At 53.0% G+C, this 20804-nt stretch carries 12 protein-coding genes and 1 tRNA gene; 7 read left to right on the forward strand and 6 right to left on the reverse strand.

The window, feature by feature from the left end; genetic code table 11:
* Window positions 1–191 precede the first annotated feature (191 nt).
* The 3 genes from BHAP_RS00735 to BHAP_RS00745 all read left to right on the forward strand — a co-directional run bounded on the left by BHAP_RS00735 (window position 192) and on the right by BHAP_RS00745 (window position 3933).
* A complete protein-coding gene (locus tag BHAP_RS00735) occupies window positions 192–1808 on the forward strand; it encodes a type 2 periplasmic-binding domain-containing protein (RefSeq protein WP_094728675.1) in 1617 nt (538 codons plus the stop codon).
* A 145-nt stretch (window positions 1809–1953) separates the two neighbouring features.
* Complete coding sequence (locus BHAP_RS00740; RefSeq protein ID WP_244569237.1) at window positions 1954–2922, forward strand: ABC transporter permease; 969 nt, start codon at window positions 1954–1956, stop codon at window positions 2920–2922.
* 9 nt (window positions 2923–2931) lie between these two features.
* Window positions 2932–3933 carry a carbohydrate ABC transporter permease gene (locus BHAP_RS00745; protein WP_094728679.1) on the forward strand — a complete coding sequence of 334 codons (1002 nt, stop codon included), beginning with the start codon at window positions 2932–2934 and terminating at the stop codon, window positions 3931–3933.
* A gap of 163 nt (window positions 3934–4096) precedes the next feature.
* On the opposite strand, the gene BHAP_RS00750 is transcribed toward BHAP_RS00745, so the two are convergent.
* The 4 genes from BHAP_RS00750 to purT form a co-directional block, all read right to left on the reverse strand.
* Window positions 4097–5329, reverse strand: coding sequence for a lactonase family protein (locus BHAP_RS00750; protein ID WP_094728987.1), 1233 nt, complete (start codon window positions 5327–5329; stop codon window positions 4097–4099).
* 239 nt (window positions 5330–5568) lie between these two features.
* Window positions 5569–9309: a phosphoribosylformylglycinamidine synthase gene (locus tag BHAP_RS00755; protein WP_094728681.1), complete on the reverse strand. Its 3741-nt coding sequence runs from the start codon at window positions 9307–9309 to the stop codon at window positions 5569–5571.
* Window positions 9310–9378: 69 nt separating this feature from the next.
* Window positions 9379–10128, reverse strand: coding sequence for a phosphoribosylaminoimidazolesuccinocarboxamide synthase (purC, locus tag BHAP_RS00760; protein ID WP_094728683.1), 750 nt, complete (start codon window positions 10126–10128; stop codon window positions 9379–9381).
* A 231-nt stretch (window positions 10129–10359) separates the two neighbouring features.
* On the reverse strand, window positions 10360–11646 hold the full coding sequence (gene purT / locus BHAP_RS00765) for a formate-dependent phosphoribosylglycinamide formyltransferase (RefSeq protein WP_094728989.1): 1287 nt from the start codon (window positions 11644–11646) through the stop codon (window positions 10360–10362).
* 153 nt (window positions 11647–11799) lie between these two features.
* Here purT and BHAP_RS00770 point away from each other — a divergent pair, with 153 nt between their 5' ends.
* Complete coding sequence (locus BHAP_RS00770) at window positions 11800–13002, forward strand: glycosyltransferase (protein WP_094728685.1); 1203 nt, start codon at window positions 11800–11802, stop codon at window positions 13000–13002.
* Window positions 13003–13245: 243 nt separating this feature from the next.
* Here the strand turns inward: BHAP_RS00770 and BHAP_RS00775 are convergent, their stop codons facing one another.
* Together BHAP_RS00775 and BHAP_RS00780 are read right to left on the reverse strand one after the other, a co-directional pair.
* Entirely contained in the window at window positions 13246–14283 is a 1038-nt protein-coding gene (locus BHAP_RS00775; RefSeq protein WP_094728687.1) for a threonine aldolase family protein, read from the reverse strand.
* 537 nt (window positions 14284–14820) lie between these two features.
* Window positions 14821–14896, reverse strand: a tRNA-His gene (locus BHAP_RS00780).
* A gap of 255 nt (window positions 14897–15151) precedes the next feature.
* Between BHAP_RS00780 and BHAP_RS00785 the strand changes: the two genes are divergently transcribed.
* The 3 genes from BHAP_RS00785 (at window position 15152) to BHAP_RS00795 (ending at window position 20616) form a co-directional block, all read left to right on the forward strand.
* Window positions 15152–15790, forward strand: a complete 639-nt coding sequence (locus BHAP_RS00785) for a TetR/AcrR family transcriptional regulator (RefSeq protein WP_094728689.1) — start codon at window positions 15152–15154, stop codon at window positions 15788–15790.
* Between the two features lie 152 nt (window positions 15791–15942).
* Window positions 15943–18288, forward strand: coding sequence for a glycoside hydrolase family 3 N-terminal domain-containing protein (locus BHAP_RS00790; protein ID WP_094728691.1), 2346 nt, complete (start codon window positions 15943–15945; stop codon window positions 18286–18288).
* A gap of 78 nt (window positions 18289–18366) precedes the next feature.
* Window positions 18367–20616 carry an exo-alpha-(1->6)-L-arabinopyranosidase gene (locus BHAP_RS00795; RefSeq protein WP_094728693.1) on the forward strand — a complete coding sequence of 750 codons (2250 nt, stop codon included), beginning with the start codon at window positions 18367–18369 and terminating at the stop codon, window positions 20614–20616.
* The last annotated feature ends 188 nt before the right edge of the window (window positions 20617–20804 follow it).

A 20804-nucleotide genomic window follows, 5' to 3' on the forward strand; every position in this document is an offset into this window, starting at 1 on the left:
AGACTTCACGTGTCTGAGCAATGTGTTGGTACTGGTGTGTATCATCTGCGAATCGCGGTGAAAACTATTTCGTAGCATACACATTGTCGATAATAACAACATATAAATTTGCACATCTATTCAAGGTGTGCTATATTAAAAAACGTAGCGAAAAGGTTTTCGCTAGAGTTCATCCAATCAAAGGAGTGACGATGACTAAGAATCGCAATATGGGGCGTGCTATTGGTGTAGTGGCCGGTGTGTGTGCCCTAAGCATGGTGCTTGCAGGTTGTGGTGGCAAGGATGACAGCGCTACTAAAACTGATGCCAATGGCAAGCCTGTTGTTGATATTTGGGTGGTACACGATACTACTGCACAGCCAAAGATCAACGATATGAAATGGATTAATGAGGTTTCGGCTGCCTGTGATTGCACAATTAAGTGGACTGATCAGGATTCCAGCAACTGGTCATCATCTAAAGGACCGACTCTTGCTACTGGTGATCTTCCTGATATCGTCATCAACGGTGTGAGCACTAATGATGTAGCGCAATATTCCTCTCGGTTTGAGGATCTTGCTCCCTATGTCGATAAAATGGACAATGTCAAGAAACTGTTTGACGCATGGCCTAGTGCCAAGCTTATGAGTGAAGATCTTGAAGGTCACATCTACACATTGCCGGAAAGCACGGGTGAAGGTTTCCACGGTTCTGGTACACATCTGATTATCAATAAGAAATGGCTCGACAAGCTCGGTTTATCTATGCCGACCACTTGGGATGAGTTCTTGAATGTGCTTGACGCGTTCAAAACCAAAGATCCTAATGGTAATGGCAAAGCTGACGAGATTCCGATGAACTTCGGTAAACTGTCCACGTCACAGTTCCCAATGAATGATCCGGTTGCTTTCATCAACTCCACCGGTATCACGACATCGCTCCAGTCTCCGGCTGGTATGTATGGTATTTACGTTGACAACGGCAAAGTCAAGAACTTCCTGACTTCTGACAACTTCAAGCGCACCGTCGAATTCTTGCATTCGATGATGGAGAAGGGCTATGTGCCCAGCGATGCGCTCACCAAAGATTCCAGCAAGTATTGGGCTGAAATGCAGGGCGATGTAGAGACTGCAGGCGCTGTACTTGCATGGAACCCGATCGCTGTAGTTGGCACTGACTATCAAAATGATTACGTTTCTGTGCCACCACTGAAAGAAAGCGCCGACAGTACTGCTGAACCGTCATGGGATTACTCCGCTGATTTCAACCAGTTCAACACTGGTAAGTTGTCGGTGAAGAAGGGCGCCAATATGGATGTCATCTCCAAGATCATCAACGAACTGTATAGCGAGAAACTCGGCGTTGAAATGATGTATGGCTCCATTCCGACTTACACCAAGGATAATGGTGATCATTCATACACGATTAATATGGATGACGATGTTACTCTTGACGTACTGTCTGGTTCAATGGCAGGCTGGATTCACAACGAGGTTAAGATCGATACCAACAACGGCAAGACCTACAATGTTCCTGAATTTGAGAATGCTGATAAGCCATACCGCGACACTTATACAAAGATTGAGAAGTCCGGAGACTACATGCCAGCATATGTGGTGCCAAGTAGCGAAGATATGACTTCGATTTCTAACAACAACACTGCGTATATGAACTATGTGCTGCCCACGTACTCCAATTGGATTCTTAAGGGTGGCGTTGACGAGCAGTGGGATGACTATGTCAAGAAGCTCGAAGCGAACTCTGGCTATACGCAGAATATTCAACTGTGGCAGAAGTGGTATGACAACTGGGCGAAAAAGGCCAAGTGACGTATAACGTCTGCCCATGATTAATCATGGTCCTGTCCGTGTTTGCTCGCGCTACGCTGCACGGCGGAACAAACACGGACAGGATCACCTTATTTTTGTGCAAGCCGTGTGCATCACATTATGAATACATTGAAAGAAGAGTATGATGGCAACCTCTGTTGACACGACTGCGGCCATCAACGCCGTACCAGATAACGACGAGCGCCGACGTAAGGCACCGATACCGGTGCGCATCGCATGGCATTTTCGCAGGTATTGGCAGCTATGGGTACTTGCATTACCTGGATGCTGCTTTGTAGCTCTATTCGCCTATGTGCCAATGTACGGTATTCAGCTAGCATTCCGCGAATTTAGCCCGTCTGAAGGTTTGACTGGTGGCAAATGGGTCGGTTTTAAATACTTCAAACAGTTTTTTGAATCGCCACTATTCGGAAATCTCTTGATCAATACCTTCCGTATCAGCTTATGGACGCTGATTATGGGGTTTATCGCACCGATTATCCTTGCATTGCTTATCAACCAAATCGGTAATGAGAAACTGAAAGGATTCGTACAGACCGTCACCTATATGCCGCATTTTATTTCAACGGTGGTGATCGTGTCCATGTTGAACATTTTCTTGACACCAAAAACAGGTATTATTGGTCAGTTCTTTGGCGGACAAAATCTGCTAGAAAACCCGGATATGTTCACGCCTATCTATTGGATCAGCGAAGTTTGGCAGCATATGGGGTGGAACTGCATTATCTATCTTGCTGCACTATCCTCCGTTGATCTATCACTGTACGAAGCCGCTAAAATCGACGGTGCTGGACGTCTTCAGCTCATCCGATACGTAGATTTGCCAACAATTATGCCGACTATCGGTATCTTGTTCATCATGCAGATGGGTGGCGTGCTCGGCGTTGGATTTGAAAAAGTCTTCCTTATGCAGAACGCACTCAACATGACCGCATCTGAAGTTATCAGCACGTATACGTACAAGATCGGCATGATTCAATATCAGTTCTCGTATTCGACAGCCATCGGTCTGTTTAATACGGTCGTCAACTTCGTCTTCCTCATCATCGCAAATACGGTGGCGAAGAAGGCATCCAACGTAAGTATGTTCTAGGAGAAAGCCATGAGTATTCTCAATACGAAGATCGAAAGGCGCTCCGCTATTGACGATCCGCATGATGCTGTTACTGCGGCGACGCGGGCTGCATCGGCGGACATCCCATTCAACCCCAAAGTACGGCAACATAAGACAGTCGGAGACTGGGTCGTTGATATTGTTATCGCTGCACTACTCATCGGTGTTGTTATTGCCATTATTTATCCGTTATGGTTCATTGTTATCGCGTCTATCTCCAATTCGCAGCTAGTATCTACCGGACAAGTCACGTTCTTCCCTAAGGGCCTCACTTTTGCTGGTTATCGGCGTGTATTTGAGGATGCGCGAATCTGGACTGGCTATCGAAACACACTTCTATACTCATTCCTTGGCACTGCACTCAACTTATTGGTGACGCTCCCCTTGGCATTCTCTCTGTCGCGTCGTGAGTGGAAAGTACGTCGTGTGATTCTGTTCTTGTTCACTGTCACAATGTTCTTTGGCGGTGGCCTCATTCCAACATACTTACTGTTCGATGATCTGAACATTCTCAACACCATGTGGGTGTTCATTCTGCCTGGAGCAGTGTCAGTGTATAACGTGATTATCGCGCGTTCATTCTTCGAAACATCTATTCCTGAGGAACTGCGTGATGCTGCACAAATTGATGGATTATCCTACATTGGATACTTCGTCAAAGTGGTTGTGCCACTGAGCTCGGCGATCATCGCAGTTATTGCACTGTACTACTTTGTAGGTCACTGGAACGACTTCTTTACTGGTCTTGTGTATATCCGTAATGTTGACAAGTGGCCGCTGCAGAACGTACTTCAATCTATCCTGTTGGGTGCATCTACGAATACGAATATGTCGTCAATTCAAGGACTGGACGCAGTTGACCGTCAGAACTTGGTTGATCAAATCAAGTATGGTGTCATTATTGTTTCTACATTGCCATTGCTCGTTATCTATCCGTTCCTGCAGAAATACTTCAACAAGGGTGTCATGATTGGAGCGGTTAAGGGCTGATCGCTGAATCAGCATATAACGATGTGTTAGGCTCTGTTAAACCAGAATTGACGTGGCTCCCCTCGTCAGGGGAGCTGTCGGGCGAAACCGACTGAGGGTAGTCCGCAGACATATGTCGAATCTGGTTTAACAGAGCCATGTGTCATGGTTGCGGCGGCGTACGTCAGAACACAACCGAGACAGTAGGGGAGCCGGTCGCCAGATCGGTAACGCGACGCGGCTCGCCATCAGAACTGAGCTGGAAAGCCGTCAGATGATCGGACACTTCGTTTGCAACCAACAGCAAGTTATCGATCGGCAGGATATGACGAGGACGACTGCCGCCGCAGTCAATACCATGTCCTTGCCAACCGGGTTGATCGGTTGGTGCCAAACGAGATAAACGCTCGCCATCCCATGCCAGAGCCACGATACGTTCCGTACCACGCAGACCGACGTACGCGATACCGGTACGATTGTCCGCATTATCTGCGCAGTTGTTTCGCATAGCCGACCACGGTACAAACGCCAATGATGCTGACTGATCACGATCAGTACCGCCGAGTTCAACGGTCTGCAGCACGCTGATACCGTCCGAGGAATCGTCAGTAGCGTTGTGCGTACGGTCTGCCTCATCGTTGTTGACCGGGCCGAGTAGCGTGACCGTACGACCCCATTCACCGACCACCGCTACACGCCAATCGTGTGTTGGAATATGTCCGGTACGAACCGGTAGCAGGTGCATGTCGCGCGGGCCAGTGCCGGGGGTTACGGTTACTGTGCCAACGCGGGTCAACGTTCCTGCTTGCCAATGATGCACGTAGATACGGTCAGTGCCGAGATCGGTAGACAATACGCGACCATCTGGCAACGGTAGAATCCAGTGCGCATGCGGGCCCTCTTGTGCGGGTAGCGGTCCGTGACCTTCTCCGGTCAATACTTGCGTGGCTTCATGTACGGCACCGTCGCTATCAATCGGATGTACGCAGACATGACCGTCGACGTAGCACGCCACGATGAGATGTTTCGCGCCAAGATCATCCACGGCTATAGCCGCATGAGTTGGGCCGTTACCCGGCGTTGGTACGCGAGATAATTCGGTCAGGTGTAGCGTATCGTTGCTGTCGTGCTCAATGTGGAATGCGGCGATTTCGTTAGTATTCTCCAGTACGGCGTACAGGTAGTCACAGTCCCGTTCAAGCCACGATGGAGATGGGACGTCAGCCAGCAAACCGTCACGTTTGCTTAACGCAACAGATTCATGATTATCGTCTGCGTGTGTGGATGGGGGAATATGCAATGTTACGGCTTCAATGCCGGGGCAATGTGATCCATTGAGCGGTCCAAACCCGCCGATAGCAAGTGTTGCATCTGCACTCGTTGCAGATGTGATGTCATTATCAATATGTTCAGCCATGCCATCTAATCTACCGCGATATATGGTTTCATCATGCTGTGTATCGCGTGTATCAAGCGTAACTGCGCGCAATAGTCGACCTTGCGCGCACTTACGCTTGATTTCAGCGTAAAAAACGAGCGTAACTGCGCGCGAGTGTGATTATTGCGCGCAGTTACGCTCGTATTCCACAGTAGGTTCGTTGTTGTATTGGTGACTTCCATATCGTTATGAGGGATGGGGAAGTCACCAATACCGCATTAAGCGGCGAAGTACTCGACGCCCGCCTCGAACAGTGGCTGATACTTGTTGCCGGGCACATTTACATACAGGCCGTTGCCGGAACGCTCCGAGTGACCCATCTTGCCAAACACGCGGCCGTCCGGGCTAGTGATGCCCTCGATTGCCAGCAGCGAACCGTTCGGGTTCACTGCAAGATCCATGCCGGGCACGCCCGACTCGTCCACATACTGCGTGGCGATCTGACCATTGGCCTTCAGCATATCCAGCACCGGTTCGGACGCCACGAAACGACCTTCGCCGTGACTGATCGCCACCGTATGAATGTCACCAACGTTCGTACGAGCCAGCCAAGGGGACAGATTCGACGCGACGCGCGTACGTACCAGACGACTCTGGTGACGGCCGATCGTGTTGAACGTCAACGTCGGACATTCGGCGGTCATCGGCACAATATCGCCGTACGGCACCAGACCCAGCTTGATAAGGGCTTGGAAACCGTTGCAAATACCGAGCATCAAACCGTCACGGTTCTTGAGCAGGTCACGTACCGCTTCGGTGACGGCCGGAGCGCGGAAGAACGCGGTGATAAACTTCGCGGAACCATCCGGCTCATCGCCGCCCGAGAAGCCGCCCGGAATCATCACGATCTGGCTGTGCTTAATCTCATCAGCCAGTGCTGCAGTCGATTCAGCGACGGCTTCCGGCGTGAGATTATTCACGATCAGCGTCGACACATCCGCGCCTGCGCGCTCGAACGCGGCAGCTGAATCGTATTCGCAGTTGTTACCCGGGAATACTGGGATTACGACGTGCGGGCGCGCAACTGGAGTGCCGACATATACGGTCTTCTTCGGTGTCTCAAACGTAACAGTTTCCGTGGTTGCGCCAGCGTCCGCACCCTGAGAACGGTAAGGGAATACTGATTCGATACCGGACTCCCACGCTTCCTGTACGTCGTCCAGATCAATCGTCTCGCCGACGGCACGCAGCTCGTAAGCCGCAGTCGTCGTACCAATCTCGCCGATTTCGACAAGGTTGGACGCAGCCGGGAGCTTCGCGTTATCTGCAAGCTCGATAATGAACGAGCCGTATGCAGGAGTGAACAGATCGTCTGCAGCAATACCATCATTGAGCGTTACGCCAATGCGATTGCCGAGCGTCATCTTGAACAACGCTTCCGCAGTTGCACCGTAACCCGGAGTGGACACGGCCAGTGCATCGTGGAAATCGACAAGCTCTTCGACCAGCGAGAACGCTTCAAGCAGCGCATCCTTGTCCGGTGTTAGACCGTCGGCCAGATAACGCGGCGCAATACGCACGACACGATGATCTGCACCCTTGAATTCTGGCGACGTAGCGCGCTTCATGTTGCCTACGGCCACGGCGAACGAGATCAGGGTTGGTGGCACATCGAGATGCTCGAACGTGCCGGACATTGAGTCTTTGCCGCCGATCGCGCCCGCGCCGAGATCAATCTGCGCCATGAGCGCGCCAAGCACGGCAGCAGTAGGCTTGCCCCAACGTTCCGGCTCATCGCGTAGCTTCTCGAAATACTCTTGGAAGCTCAGGTATGCCTTCTCATGCTCGAAGCCAGCGGCCACGAGCTTAGACAGTGACTCGACCACCGACAGGTATGCGCCGGTAAACTGGTTCGCGCTCATGATGTACGGGTTGAAACCCCACGCCATCGCGGACGCAGTGGTCGTCTCACCGAATACCGGGAACTTGGCGACCATCGCCTCGTTCGGGGTGAGCTGACGGCGACCGCCGAACGGCATAAGCACAGTGCCCGCGCCGATCGTGGAGTCGAAACGCTCCGACAGGCCCTTATTCGAGGCGACATTGAGATCGGTGACCACCGCGTGTAGGCGTTCGGCGAGTGAACCTTCACGCCAAGCAGCCGGCGTTTCATAGGCGTGCTGTTCTTCGACGTGAACAACCTGATGCTTTGACGCGCCGTTTGAAGCGAGGAATTCGCGCGACAAGTTGACAATCTCGTCGCCATTCCACGTCATCACCATGCGCGGATCTTCAGTGACGGTTGCGATAACAGTCGCCTCAAGGTTCTCTTCGCGCGCGTAACCGAGGAACTCGTCCACGTCATCGGCAGCCACGTCCACGGCCATACGCTCCTGCGATTCGGAAATCGCAAGTTCAGTGCCGTCAAGACCCTCATACTTCTTCGGAACCGTGTTGAGATCAACATACAGTCCGTCCGCAAGCTCACCAACGGCAACAGACACGCCGCCGGCGCCGAAATCGTTGCAACGCTTGATCAGGCGGCATGCGTCACCGCGACGGAACAGACGCTGCAACTTGCGTTCGACCGGTGCATTACCCTTCTGCACTTCCGCGCCGTCGAGCTCAAGAGACTCGACATTATGCGCCTTGGATGCACCCGTCGCACCGCCGATGCCATCGCGGCCGGTGCGGCCGCCGAGCAGAATGATCTTGTCTCCCGGAGCTGGGGTTTCACGGCGTACGTGATCGGCTGGGGTGGCGGCTACGACCGCACCCACTTCCATGCGTTTAGCCACGTATCCTGGGTGGTAGATCTCATCGACCTGGCCGGTTGCGAGGCCAATCTGGTTGCCGTATGAGCTGTAGCCGGCCGCGGCGGTGGTCACGAGCTTGCGCTGCGGGAGTTTGCCTTCGAGCGTGTCAGCGACCGGAACTGTCGGATCAGCGGCACCGGTGACGCGCATCGCCTGATACACATAGGAGCGGCCAGACAGAGGATCGCGGATGCAGCCGCCGATGCAAGTTGCTGCGCCACCGAACGGTTCGATTTCGGTGGGATGATTGTGCGTTTCGTTCTTGAACAGGAACAGCCAGTCCTGATTCTCCCCATTGACGTCAACCTTGACCTTGACGGTACAAGCGTTGATTTCCTCGGATTCATCGAGACCGGTCAGGATGCCGTTCTTCTTGAGCCATTTTGCGCCGATGGTGCCCATATCCATCAGACAGACGGGCTTGCTATCGCGGCCCAGTTCGTGACGGATTGCCAGATAACGCTCGAATGCAGCCTTGACAGTCGCATCGTCGATCGTGACTTCGTCAAGTTCGGTACCGAACGTCGTGTGACGGCAATGATCAGACCAGTATGTGTCAATAACCTTGATCTCGGTGATTGTCGGTTCGCGATGCTCCGCCGTGAAATACTGCTGGCAGAACTCAAGATCAGCTAAATCCATCGCAAGGCCACGCTCATCAATGAACTGTTGAGCGGCGGCCGCATCCATTTCATTGAAACCAGCGATAACTTCGACTTTGCCCGGGGTGGGAACGGCGGTTTTCAGCGTTTGCTTCGTGTCGAGCGATGCTTCACGAGCCTCGACCGGATTGATGACATAATGCTTGATCGCGTCTACATCAGCATCGGTGAGATCGCCTTCGAGTGCATAGACCTTGGCGGAGCGCACGGTCGGACGTTCACCCTGCGAAATCAACTGAATGCATTCGCTTGCCGAGTCGGCGCGCTGATCAAACTGACCGGGCAGAAACTCGGTGGCAAACACTGTTGCATTGCCAAAATCAGGAAGATCATTGGATACATTATCAACCTGCGGCTCGCTGAACACGGTAGGCGTGGCTTTGTTAAACAGCTCCTGGCTGATACCTTCCACGTCGTAACGGTTCACGATGCGCACGGATTGAAGTGCGGTAATGCCGAGGATAGTGCGCAGTTCACCGGCGAGCTGCTGTGCCTCGACGTCAAAGCCGGGCTTCTTCTCCACGTACACGCGGAAAACCATAGGATTCCTTTCTTGCAAACGTAACGAAAATCGGCTCCCTCTTAAGTTAGGGGGAGCCGAGGTGCATTATCAGTCGACGTCAATGCCTTCGGACTTGGCAAGTTCAACAAGACGTGATTCGATCTCCTCATATGCGGGGATGATCGAGCCAAGTCCGCGACGGAACAGGTCCTTGTCAAGATGCTCGACCTTGCCAGAGTGATCGCGCTGATCCCACAGACGGCAGGAATCCGGCGTGATCTCATCGGCCAGCAACAGGGTGCCGTCCGAAGCACGGCCCATTTCAATCTTGAAATCAACGAGCTTGACGTCGATCTTTGCGAAAATGTCGATCAGCGCTTCATTGATGCGGCGGGCCAGCGGAGCGATCTCAGCGAGATCTTCACGTGTGCACACACCGAGAGCGACCAGATCGTCATCGTTCACGAACGGGTCGTGCAGCTCGTCGTTCTTCAGGAAGTATTCGAGCACCGGCTCCTTGAGCGGCAGACCTTCTTCAACGCCCAAGCGTGAGCAGAAATGGCCTGCGGCAGTGTTGCGCAGCACGATCTCGAGCGGGAACATGTCCATCTTGCGCACCAGCTGGGCGGTGTCGTTCACACGCTTGACGAGATGGCTGTTGATGCCGCGAGCCTTGAGCAGATCAAAGATAATCGTGGTGATGAGGTTGTTCAGACGGCCTTTACCGGTGAAATCTTCCTTCTTTTCACCGTCGCCGGCCGTTGCGGTGTTCTTGTATTCAACCCACAGAATCTCTGGGTCATCGGTTGCGTACAGCTGCTTGGCCTTGCCCTCGTAGAGCTTTTCCAGTTTCTCCATGATCGCCTTTCAAATCAGCGGAATAACGGTAAAAGGGTACCAATAAAGGGCTACAACCGACACTCGTTGCAGCGAATCATTCTCAATAACAAAAGTGTGAGCCGAACGAACAAAATCGCTCAAATGAACAAACCTCATAATCGTTGAAATTTCAACGATTATGCATGAATAAATGTGCGATTGGGTGAACGGTAAGCCTCACACTTTTCTTATTGAGAATGATTCGCTGCACTAGCGCACAGTAATTTCAAGCCTATCGGCCACACGGTCGGCCTTGGCACGGGCATCAGCCTCGCTATCGCCAATCGCCAAGGCAACCGCCATGCGACGATGACCGTGGACCTCAGGCTTAGCAAAAATACGCAGGTCGGTGTTCGGCTCAGCTAGCGCGTTAGCAACATGAGTAAATTCGGCCTCGCCATCGCCAGACACGACGATCGCGTGACTTGCGGCGACTGTCCCGTCTGGGATTGATAAAGTCACATGGTCGGCGGTGATCGGCAATCCCAAAATTGCGCGTGCGTGCAGTGCAAACTCGCTTAAGCGCTGTGAAATCAACGTCACCATACCAGTATCGTGCGGGCGTGGCGAAACCTCGTTGAACAGAACTGAACCATCTTTCAATACAAATAATTCCACGCCGAACACGCCCCAACCATGCTCGCCGGTCGCTGTAGCTTTGGCAACCAGCCCTTTCACGGCACGGCGCGCAATCGACTGAGCCTTGGCCAACACCGTGTTATCAGCTGCGGCTGGTTGCCATGACTCGCGATAGTCTCCAGACTCTTGGCGTTGACCAATCGGCGCACAGGTGACAATGCCCGCCGACGAGCTCACCGTCAGCACTGTCAACTCATAGTCAAGCGGCGCCAACGCTTCGACGATCACGCGTGACACGTCGCCTTCGCCAGCCGCGCGGCGACCCTCCTGCGCTTCGATCCACGCTGCGTCAATCGCATCCGCCGATCGCACAATCGACTGGCCATGACCCGACGAACTCATCACCGGTTTGACCACGCACGGATAGCCAATCACATCCGCACCCTCGCGCAACTCGGCCAGTGAGCCAGCAAAACGGTACGGTGTCGTCGGCAAACCAAGTTCTTCATGAGCGAGCACGCGCAGACGTTCTCGATCCATGCAAATCGCGGCAATCTCAGCACTCGGTACCACTTGGATACCGCGCGCAGCTGCTTCAGCCAGTTCACTTGTGGCGATTGCTTCGATCTCTGGCACAATAATATCCGGCTGAATCTCGTCAAACAGCGCACGCAACTCGGCTGCATTTGCCATATCGAGTACGCGGTATTCATGTGCTACCTGCTGGGCAGGTGCGCCCGCGTACGAATCAGCTGCGCACACCCACGCGCCGAGTCGCATGAGTTCGATAGTGACTTCTTTGCCAAGCTCGCCCGCGCCAAGGAACAGTACGCGCGTCGGATGTGCGCCGAGCGGCGTGCCAAGCGGGCGGTCTGCAGAGTCGGGAACGGAAGTCATGACAATGGGGGAAACGTTCATATCACTCATGCCCATCATTGTGCCATGTGCTGCCGTCCAGTACCCCGGCTGTGCTGCGTGGCGGTTTTCTCTCGCTGAGACTGCTCTCAGCGAGAGAAAACCGCCACGCAGCACAGCTATAGATGCGGTCGGTGGCGGCGATAATATAGGCTAATGCGTGAACGCAAGGAAAATAGCGGCAAAACTACTCATCTATGTGCGCCGGAGATCGAACGGCCTCTAACCATCGCTCTTGTAATGGACACGATCGGTAACAAGGGCAACGGTACATCCAATTCAGCACTCCAATACGCGCACGAACTCGAACGGCAAGGACATCATGTGCGGCTTGTTGGCATTGGCGCGCCCGAATATCCGGCTCGTGTGAGCCATGTGCCCCTTGTCTCGTGGGTGGCTGCTAAGCAGCAGATGCAGTTTGCGGAACCAAGTGAAACCTTGTTCCGCACAGCGTTCCGTGGCGTTGATGTGGTGCATATTTATCTGCCGTTCCGTTTTGGTCGTCACGCGCTTAAAGCTGCGCGAGCAATGGGTATTCCGGTTACAGCAGGCTTTCATTTACAGCCTGAGAATGTGACCTATTCAGCTGGTCCGCTCAAATACGTTCCAGGTATTTCAAGCTTTCTATATTGGCTGTTTCGCGTTTGGCTGTATCGCAATGTTGGCCATATTCATGCGCCAACCGAGATGATTGCCGGCCAGTTGCGTGCGCACGGTTACAAGGCCAAATTACATGTGATTTCAAATGGATACACGGCGCGGTTCACATCGAAGAGGCAGCGCGTGGCTGGTGAGAGTACGCCTGTGCCGTTCCGTATTGTTGCATCTGGCAGACTTACGCATGAAAAAGACCATATTACGTTGATTAAAGCGATTGCTCGCTGTCGTCACGCGAAAGATATTGAGCTCACGATTTGCGGGACGGGGCCATTGCAGCGGTATTTGCGATTCCGCGCGCATCGGTTGCTGCATCGGCCGGCATCCATTGGATTCCATCGTAATGCTGACATGCCAGCATTGCTGCGCTCGTGCGATCTGTTTGTGCATCCGTCAATTGTTGATATTGAGTCGTTAAGTGTGATTGAAGGCATGGCTTCTGGTCTGGTGCCAGTGATTGCTTCGTCTGAGTTGAGCGCGGCCGGCCAGTTTGCGCTGCTTGACGAGTCACTGTTCCCGGTGCGTGATGTGGCTGCATTGGCACAGCGTATTGATTGGTGGATTGACCATCCGCAGGAGTTAGCTGTGTGGGGTGAGCGATATGCCAAGCATACGAAAGAGCATTATTCAGTTGAAGCGTCTGTTGCAAAGTTCGTGGATATGGAACGTGAAGCGATTGCGGATACAAACCGTTTCGCGTAAATGTTGCTGTGTTTTGTAAAAGCGACGCCCTGTCTTCTCCAATCTGAGAGGCAGTTATCCGACGCTGCAGGGGTCTTTCTTCAATCTGAGAGGCAGCATATATTCTTATATGAACCATATTCTGCCCCAAATGTGGGTGTGGAATGAGTTTCAAGTGAGACTGACTGCCTCTCAGATTGAAGAAAGACCCTTACAGAACGAAAAAACTGCCTCTCAGATTGAAGAAGTCGCAGCGATTCGTTTTTACAACAGTGCAATCAGCTCCTCAACCTGCTCGTCCGTAGTGGACCAGCTCGTGCAAATACGCATCACCGTGTGCGTTTCGTCAGCTTGTTCCATAAACCCAAGACGCACGTGCTGCTCCAGTCGCGTGCGTGTCGGCTCGTCGACAGTAATAAAGATCTGATTCGTAGGTGCGTCGAATGTGAGCGTATAGCCTTTGCTGCGCAGTACGTCGCGGATACGATCGGCGGCGACGTTCGCATGCTGTGCAATACGGCAATACAGATCGTCAGTGAACAGCGTGTCAAACTGCAATCCAAGCAGCCAACCTTTAGCCAGTAACGCGCCATGCTGCTTAATAAGCGTGAGGAAATGCTTCGGTGTATTGCTGAACTGTCCGTGATGAGTGAACACGACTGCCTCGCCAAACAGTGCGCCCACCTTGGTGCCGCCGATGTAAAACACGTCGGCAATATGGGCGAGATCAGCGAGCGTGACATCGTTACCGGTGGCTGTAAGCGCGTAACCGAGACGTGCACCATCGACAAACAACGGCATGTCATACTTGTGCGCGATCTCGGCGATGCGTTCGAGTTCAGCCTTGGTATACAATGTGCCGTATTCGGTGGCTTGTGAAATGTAGACGGAGCCGGGGAAGACCATGTGCTCGTAGTTACCATCCGCATAGAAGGTTGCGCAGTAAGCGTCGAGTTCGTCAGCGTCGATTTTGCCGTTGTGCTGGGGGAGTGTCAAGACCTTGTGTCCGGTCGCTTCGATCGCGCCAGCTTCATGCACGTTGACGTGGCCACTGGCAGCTGCGACAACGCCGGCGTACTGCGGTGTAATGGAGTCGATGACTGTTTGATTAGTTTGCGTACCTCCGACGAGGAACCATACGTCCGCTTGTGGAGCATCGCATGCTTTACGGATTTTTGCTTTGGCTTGTTCACAGATCTGGTCGGATCCGTAGCCGGGAAACTGTGTGGTGTTTGTTTGTGCGAGGCGCGCAATGATTTCGGGGGTTGCGCCGCAGGAATAGTCGTTTTCGAAGGACAGCATGTTGTCTCCTTGGGATGGACTGTGTATGGAATCTGACAGTTATCGATATCACAGGAGAGTTTACCGCGTGATGCGGCAGGGTTGTCTGAGTTTGACTGTTACTGAGCGCACAGTCACGCAAACGGCTGCAGCTGCAGCATACTTTGTGCTCAGTAGCTTACCTACTAGCGTCCAAGTATGGAGTGGCGGAAAAGGCTCACTGAGGGTACTGGTAGTGAGCGTTTTCCGCCACGCATCAGTACGAGTGGCGGTTTTCTCTCACTGAATGAGACTCAGCGAGCGTTTTCTGCCACGGCCTAGTCTGCGTGGCGGTTTTTGCTCACTGAGGGTACTGGTAGTGAGCGTTTTCTGCCACGCACCGGTATGAGTGGCGGAAATGGCTCGCTGAATGGGGGCTTAGCGAGTGAAAACCGCCACGCACCGGTATGAGTGGCGGAAAATGCTCGCTGAGGTCACCGTCAGTGAGCGTTTTCTGCCACGCAGATTTAAGGGCTAGAGGGAGAAACGAAAAAGCCTCCCCACGTGGGGAGGCTTTGGTGGGGTGGATAACGCGGCTCGAACGCGCGACCTTCTGAACCACAATCAGATGCTCTACCAACTGAGCTATATCCACCATGTGGCCGTTTCCAGCGGACTGGATCCAGACAACAGATGGATACTATACAGGAAATAGCAGAACTTTCCACTTCGGCGTGTCGCGACGATGTGTAGATGACTCATGTACAGCTGGAAGCTGCATATCTGCATAGCTGTGCGCTATATGCGTAAGTAAACCGCGTGCTGCATATTCTGCGCGAGCTGTGTGTTGTATATGTGCTGCGTGTTCTGCGTCCTCAGCACGCCACCTCTGGCATTACACTGATCAGTTATGTCAACAGTTCCATCATCTTCCAAGCGTGTGCGCAAAACTCCTGAGGAGCGCCGCCGTGAGATTCTCGATGCTGCGGTTCGACTGATCTCTGAGCGCGGGTATAACGGCATTTCTATTCAGGATGTGGCGGATGAGGTTGGTGTCACGAAACAGGGTGTGCTGCGTTACATCGGCAGTAAAGACAATCTGTTGGCGATGGTGTATCGGGACAATTACAGCGTAACGGGCAACGTTGAAGATTTCCTCCATTCGAGATTGCCTGGTTCGTCGCCGAATGATCTGCGGTTCCCGGCATATTTGCGTTTTCTTGTGCGATTTAATTCGCGACGACGTGAGCTGGTGCAGTTGTTTTCGATGTTGCAGGTTGAGTCGTTTAATCCTGAGCATCCGTTGCATGATGAGTTTGCGTCGCGTGCTGAAAATATTTGGCGTTATTATTCTTCGTTTGATTGGCGTATTCCGTCCGAGTATGTTGCGTGGGATGATCGCATGCGTCCGGTAGTGCGTCGTGCGATGGAGGTGATGGATGGTGTGCAGCTGAGGTGGTTGCGCGAGCCATCTATTGATCTCAATGAGGAGTGGGCTGATCTTGAGGAGTTACTGTTTCCGTCTCCGTTGTGGGATGACTATCGCTGATTGGTTGCGCAGATAGTGCTGATACAACTGTGTTGTGATGCTGCCGTGATGGCGGTATTGCGGTGGCGTGTCGTTGCTGCACCGATGCTAAACTACCGAATGGTAACTAAGTAATTCATTGTTCGTCTTCATTGAAGAAAGCGAGCTCAGTTATGAGTGATACCCCTGCGATTCCTCCGTACCGCAATACTGACCTCACTGACGCTGAGCGCATCACTGATCTCATTCATCGCATGACCCTCGAAGAAAAAGTCGGCCAGATGATGCAGCTCGACGCGCGCAGTGGCGATCTGGAAGATCTAATCGTTAACAAGCATGTCGGCTCTATTTTGCATACGAGTCCAGCAGACCTGCCGCGTGCAGTCGATCTCGTCAACACGAAAACCCGTCTCGGCATCCCGCTGGTGATTGGCGACGACTGCATTCACGGATACTCATTCTGGCCGGGCGCGACCATCTTCCCCGAGCAGCTCGGCATGGCCGTCAGTTGGGACCCGGATAAGATCGAAGCGGTAGGCCGTGCCACTGCAGAAGAGGTATCTTGCACTGGTGTGCATTGGACATTCTCGCCGGTGCTGTGCATCGGCCGCGATACCCGCTGGGGTCGCGTAGGAGAGACGTTTGGCGAAGACCCCTACCTTATCGGTGAACTCGCTTCGGCAATCGTGCGCGGCTACCAAGGTGGTGCGAAAGTTGGAGAACCGTTGCCGAAGAATGCTATTCTCGCATGTGCCAAGCATTTCGCCGGATACTCCGAAACGCAAGGTGGCCGTGATGCGTCTGAAGCTGACTTGAGCCATCGCAAACTCGAATCATGGTTCCTGCCTCCGTTCGAACGCGTTGCAAAAGAAGGCTGCGGCACGTTCATGCTCGGCTACGAGTCTATTGACGGCGTACCGGTCACGTTCAACAAGTGGCTGTTGTCTGATAAGCTACGCGGCGACTGGGGCTATTGCGGCATGCTGATTACCGACTGGGATAACGTCGGCCGATCAGTGTGGGAACAGCATGTCAAGCCGGATTATGTGCACGCTGCAGCTGACGCGGTAAAGGCCGGCAATGATCTGATTATGACCACGCCGCAATTCTACGATGGTGCGATTGAAGCTGTTCGTTCCGGTTTGCTTGACGAATCGCTGATTGACGCTGCAGTCGAGCGGATTTTGGCAGTCAAGTTCCGTCTTGGTTTGTTTGAAGATCCGAGGCTTCCTGACGAAGCGCGTATCGCCTCGGTGATCGGCTCCGAGAAACATCAGCAGCTGAATCTTGAGTTGGCACGCGAATCGGTCGTACTGCTACGCAACGACGGTGCGTTGCCGTTCGCAGCTGAAACTGCGAATCGTATTGCGGTTGTCGGACCGCTTGCCGACGATGCGCAAACTCAACTTGGTGATTGGGCTGGAAGTTCTGGCCAAGTCAACTGGATGCCTGACGGTCATCCACGTAACATGATCACCACAGTACTCGACGGTATTCGTGAACTTGCTGGCGATTCCTGTGATGTTGTGTACTCGCGTGGTGCGAATGTTGTCGATTTGGTCGATGACCCAGCTGGCAAGTTCTTCCCCGACGGTCAACCACGTCCGAAAGTCGCAGTGAACGCGGCTGTTGATCAGACTCTGATTGATGAAGCAGTAGCAAATGCGCGCGAATCTGACCTGGTCGTCGCGGTCGTTGGCGACGTGGTTCAGCTCATCGGCGAAAGCTGTTCGACAGCAACACTCGACCTGCTCGGCGGACAGAATGCGATGCTTGACGCGCTTGCGGAAGTCTCTCGTGAGACTGGCAAGCCAATGGTCACAGTACTGATCAGTTCCAAGCCGCAGATTCTGCCAGCGTCTATCGTCGGTGCAAATGATGTATTCGCGAAACGCTGCAACAATCCAACCGTTGGCACAGGTTCGATTTTGTGGGCGCCGAGCCCGGGTATGCAAGGTGGGCGTGCGATCGCCGAAATTATTCTCGGCCACGTCAATCCGTCTGGCAGATTGCCGATCACGTTCCCGCGTCACGCTGGACAGTTGCCGGTTTACTACAACCAGATTCGCGGTCAGCACGGTAATCGTTACGCTGATCTTACACAAGATCCTGCATTCGCATTCGGTGAAGGCGAAGGATATACGACGTTCGCGTATGGTGAGCCGACGATTGCTGGCGGCGCATCGCGCGGCGACGGTACATTTGCGACCAACGACACTGTGCACGCTGAAATTACGGTCACGAATACTGCAGATCGAACAGGTACTGAGGTTGTACAAGTGTATATCAACGATGTTGTGACGTCGTATAGCTGGACTGACCGTGAACTTAAGGCGTTCCATCGTGTGACGTTAGCGCCGGGGGAGTGCGCAACAGTTAAGTTCGACATTCCGGTTGCTGATTGCACGATCGTTGACCCGGATGCCAAGCGCATCGTCGAACCCGGTGAGTTTGAACTCCTTATCGGCCATTCGTCGCGCCGCGAGGATCTACAATCGGTCATATTTATTGTTGCGTAATGTCGGCACTTGCTGGCCGCTAATATTAAGTAATGATGATGAGCAATATCGTCAACATGGAGACAATGAGGTTGTGATATGAGTGAACACGTGTATCCGTCTGTGCATGATCTGACGCTTGAAGAAAAAGCGTCGCTAACCTCTGGCGCTGACGCATGGCATTTGCAAGGCATTGAGGCTAAAGGTATTCCGGGTTACATGATTACCGATGGTCCGCATGGACTGCGTAAGGGTATTCCAGCAGGTGATGGACAAACTGATCTTGATGCATCGGTACCGGCAACATGCTTCCCGCCAGCTGCAGGACTCGCCAGCTCATGGAATCCTGATCTCATCCGCGAGGTCGGCGAAGCGATGGGTGAGGAATGCGTGCAAGAAAAAGTTGCCGTTATTTTGGGTCCCGGTGTGAATATCAAACGCAATCCGCTTGGTGGCCGGTGCTTTGAATACTGGTCAGAAGACCCATATCTGGCGGGGCATGAGGCAGTCGGTATTGTTGAAGGAGTGCAATCCAAAGGCATAGGCACTTCGCTCAAGCATTTTGCGGCTAATAATCAGGAAACTGATCGACTGCGCATTTCGGCGCGCATCAGCCAGCGCGCATTGCGCGAAATCTATCTGCCAGCATTTGAACATATCGTCAAAACTGCGCAACCGTGGACGGTGATGTGCGCATACAACCGAATCAACGGCGTACATTGCGCACAAAACCGGTGGTTACTGACCGACGTATTGCGCAACGAATGGGGTTTCAAGGGCATCGTCATGTCTGACTGGGGTGCCGATCACAATCGCGTCGCCTCACTCAATGCCGGTCTCAACCTTGAAATGCCGCCAAGTGGCACCGATTCGCAGATCGTCGAAGCTGCGCAAGACGGACGCATCTCCTCTGCGCAACTTGACAATATGGCGCAAGGTATGATCGATCTCGTTGACAAGACACGCGCCGCAATGAACGTCAACGATTATCAGTATGACGTAGATGCGCATCACGAGACTGCACGTCGCGCGGCCGTCGAATCAATCGTTTTGCTCAAAAACGATGATGCAATCTTGCCTGTCAGCAAAGCTGCGCATGTTGCGGTAATCGGCGAGTTTGCACGCACTCCGCGTTATCAAGGCGGTGGCTCTTCGCATATTACGCCCACTCGAACCACATCGTTCCTCGATGCGCTTACGGCTCGCGGTGTGAACGCCACGTTTGCGCCGGGCTTCACGCTTGATCTCGCACCTGCCGACCCAGCCCTCGAATCGGATGCGGTCGATGCGGCTAAAAGCGCTGAGGTGGCGATTTTGTTCCTTGGTCTTCCTGATGCGGCTGAATCCGAGGGTTTTGACCGCACGGATATTGATCTGCCGGCTAAGCAACTTGAGCTGCTTGACCGGGTAGCGGCAGTGAACGACCATGTGGTTGTCGTACTGTCTAACGGTTCTGTGGTTGCTGTCTCGCCGTGGGCTTCACGAGCTCAAGGCATTCTCGAATCGTGGCTGCTTGGTCAGGCTGGTGGCGCGGCGCTCGCTGACGTGATCTTCGGTGATGAGAATCCGTCTGGCAAACTGGCACAGACTATTCCGCTCGATATTCACGATGACCCGAGTACGCTTAACTGGCCTGGTGAAGAAGGTCATGTTGACTATGGTGAAGGCGTGTTTGTTGGCTACCGTTATTACGACACGTTTGACAAGGCTGTTGCGTATCCGTTTGGCTACGGACTGAGCTATACGACGTTCTCCATTGGCGACGTGGCAGTTGAGAAGAGTGGGGCTAACTCGGCTGTGGTGACCGCGACGGTTACGAATACTGGTTCGATGGCTGGAGCACAAACTGTGCAGGTGTATGTTGCGCCTAGCGCGTGCGATGTGGCTCGACCTCGTCACGAGCTTAAAGGCTTTGTGAAAGTGCAACTTGAGGCCGGTGAATCGAAACGTGTGACGATTGAACTGGACGAGCGTGCGTTCGCGTATTGGTCGGAACAGTTTAATGATTGGCATGTGGAAGCTGGAACATACACGATCGAAGTGGGCTCTAGTTCGCGCGATATTGCTGCGTCAGTGCCTGTTGCACTGGATGGTGATGGCAAATCGATGCCGCTTAACGAGTGGTCGACGTTTGCGCAGTGGTCATCTGATCCAGTTGGTTCGCAAGTTGTCGCGATGCTTGAAGAGGCGGGGGAGCGTGGCGAGATGCCGAAGTTGCCAGATAATCCGTCAATGAGAATGTTCCTTGAACCAGCTCCGATTAATTCCATAACGGTGGTTTCAACGGATGGTTTGTCTATTACTGAATTCATGTTGCGCGAGTATGCGCGATTGATAAAGCAGCAGTAGTTGATAGGCGTATTTCGATGCTGACATAACCTGACATCATGAGCATATGAGACTGTTGAGATCGTTTGATTTCAACAGTCTCATCTCATGTTTGGGTAGTGTAATGACACGCCGATTGTTGTATATGCAATTGTTGTATATAGGGATGATTATCATGATTTCACGCATATGGTTGTATATGCAACTGT

The sequence above is a fragment of the Bifidobacterium hapali genome (assembly GCF_002259755.1).
GTDB lineage: Bacteria > Actinomycetota > Actinomycetes > Actinomycetales > Bifidobacteriaceae > Bifidobacterium > Bifidobacterium hapali.

Coding starts and splice junctions, on each gene's coding strand:
- purC (WP_094728683.1), bottom strand. CDS start 10,128: ATGGAGAAACTGGAAAAGCTCTACGAGGGCAAGGCCAAGCAGCTGTAC.
- BHAP_RS00790 (WP_094728691.1), top strand. CDS start 15,943: ATGAGTGATACCCCTGCGATTCCTCCGTACCGCAATACTGACCTCACT.
- BHAP_RS00785 (WP_094728689.1), top strand. CDS start 15,152: ATGTCAACAGTTCCATCATCTTCCAAGCGTGTGCGCAAAACTCCTGAG.
- BHAP_RS00770 (WP_094728685.1), top strand. CDS start 11,800: ATGCGTGAACGCAAGGAAAATAGCGGCAAAACTACTCATCTATGTGCG.
- BHAP_RS00775 (WP_094728687.1), bottom strand. CDS start 14,283: ATGCTGTCCTTCGAAAACGACTATTCCTGCGGCGCAACCCCCGAAATC.
- BHAP_RS00795 (WP_094728693.1), top strand. CDS start 18,367: ATGAGTGAACACGTGTATCCGTCTGTGCATGATCTGACGCTTGAAGAA.
- BHAP_RS00750 (WP_094728987.1), bottom strand. CDS start 5,329: ATGGCTGAACATATTGATAATGACATCACATCTGCAACGAGTGCAGAT.
- BHAP_RS00745 (WP_094728679.1), top strand. CDS start 2,932: ATGAGTATTCTCAATACGAAGATCGAAAGGCGCTCCGCTATTGACGAT.
- BHAP_RS00755 (WP_094728681.1), bottom strand. CDS start 9,309: ATGGTTTTCCGCGTGTACGTGGAGAAGAAGCCCGGCTTTGACGTCGAG.
- BHAP_RS00735 (WP_094728675.1), top strand. CDS start 192: ATGACTAAGAATCGCAATATGGGGCGTGCTATTGGTGTAGTGGCCGGT.
- purT (WP_094728989.1), bottom strand. CDS start 11,646: ATGAACGTTTCCCCCATTGTCATGACTTCCGTTCCCGACTCTGCAGAC.
- BHAP_RS00740 (WP_244569237.1), top strand. CDS start 1,954: ATGGCAACCTCTGTTGACACGACTGCGGCCATCAACGCCGTACCAGAT.